The following is a 1800-nucleotide window of genomic DNA, read 5'->3' as shown; positions in this document are numbered from 1 at the left end:
TTAGAAACAAAATTGTACATCCTTGGTAGAGGCTATTACCTCACATGGTGCACTATAAAACAGATAACTTAGAGAAGGAGGTACGTTTGTGCAAAACACGCATGGGACTTTTCTCGTTTTGCGATAGTAAGCAAGATTTATCAATATGATGTATGGCCTGCTGCATTTGCATGATATCAGGAGAAAACGTGCTGTAAGTCTAGTGCATGGTGTGAACTCCGCAATAGATATGCTGATCTTCCATCATATTACGATTATGTAAATTGAGTAACAAGCCGACCTGATGGAGATACGCTAGCGCCTGTTTTAGTTTCGCAACTGCGTTTTTCCCACGTAAACACCTATCCAGCAAGCAATACATAGATATGTAAGGTCAGTGTACGGTAGCTAGTTGTGGCATAAATTTGAATTACATAGCGGTTTTTTCCCTGCAGTTTGCCTACGGGGTGTGACAGCGTTGTTTTTTTAACCTAGGTAAAAATTTTTATTGCATCTATAGAGTCTGTAGATACTTTTATCGTGATAATCACACACATTTTCCCGCGCGTATTGGCCTCCCCATTAACAAGTTTGTATGATATGCACAATACAAAATGGAGTATACAGCGCTGGTTTGAACACACTAAATGTCCCCGTTCCTCCTAACAAAATTGGTTGACACGCTTCCTTTAAATGATCATACTTTCCCACCGGGACGTAGATATTACGCTGTTGCGGCAGCTGTTCGTGTGGCTGCGCTGAGGGGTTTGTTTTTTGTTTTTGTGTAGGTAGTATGGTAGCGGTTGTTAATAGAAAATACAGGGCTAGCCGTAGGCTAGGGGTTAACTTGTGGGGTAGGTCTAAAGACCCGTTCAACACTAGGAATTACCCCCCTGGTCAGCACGGTGCTATGGGTTACAAAAAGCTTTCAAGTTTTGGTAGGCAGTTTGTCGCCCATCAAAAGTTCAAGTGCTACTATGTTGTTTCTAGTAGACAGCTGAGAAATGTGTTTCTTAAAGCGTACCGTAAAAAGGGGGATACCGGAGATAATTTGGTGGGAGCTTTAGAATCTAGGCTTGCATCCGTGGTTTATAGTGCTGGTCTTGTCCCGACTATGTTCTCTGCACGTCAGCTTGTCTCTCATAAGCATGTAACTGTGAATGGTAGGGTAGTAAATATACCTAGTTTCTCTGTAAAGCCTGGTGATGTTGTAGAGGTTAGAAAGAGGGCAGCGCAGCTTCCTATGGTATTGGCTGCGGTACAGTCTCAAGAAAGGCGTGTTCCTGATCACTTAGACGTTAACACTGAGAAGCTCTCTGTAAAATATCTTGCAGTTCCTAAGTATTCAGATGTTCCTTATCCTGCTAACATGGAGGTTAATCTGGTTGTGGAATTCTATTCTGGGTAATATTAGGCTCTGTCCATGTGGCGGAATGGTAGACGCTGCGGACTTAAAATCCGTTGACCTTTGGGTCGTGGGAGTTCAAGTCTCCCCATGGGCACCATGGACTTTTGGGGGTTTTGCTTTTTTGTAAAGTGGTTCTGTCCTAACTTTATGGAAGCTGCGGGTTGTTGTTACGTCTGAAGTAGTCTTGATCGCATGATTGGATACTAGGGGTGATTGCGATTTCTAGTGATCTCTTTTGCTGAGGTAACTCGCAGGTTGTTGCGAGATGGTGGCATTGTGTGGGCTCGGTGTTCATTGTTCTTGCACAATTCCTAACACCTACTCTTATATCTTTTTCACGCTATAACGAGGAGGTGTTGTGTATTCTGATCATAAGCTGGATCTTTGTATATCTATTATCTTCAAGATACGAG

At 42.8% G+C, this 1800-nt stretch carries 1 protein-coding gene and 1 tRNA gene; both read left to right on the top strand.

Translation table 11 applies throughout. The annotated features are described in order from the left end of the window. Positions 1 to 772: 772 nt before the first annotated feature. Entirely contained in the window at positions 773 to 1387 is a 615-nt protein-coding gene (gene rpsD / locus KPX09_RS05165; protein ID WP_249549288.1) for a 30S ribosomal protein S4, read from the top strand. Between the two features lie 11 nt (positions 1388 to 1398). Continuing rightward, positions 1399 to 1484 (top strand) — tRNA-Leu (locus KPX09_RS05160). Positions 1485 to 1800 lie beyond the last annotated feature (316 nt).

Source organism: Anaplasma phagocytophilum (assembly GCF_023476575.1).
Taxonomy (GTDB): Bacteria; Pseudomonadota; Alphaproteobacteria; order Rickettsiales; family Anaplasmataceae; genus Anaplasma; species Anaplasma phagocytophilum_A.
Note: the sequence above shows the minus strand (reverse complement) of the source record. Positions and strands in the feature narration are given on the sequence as shown.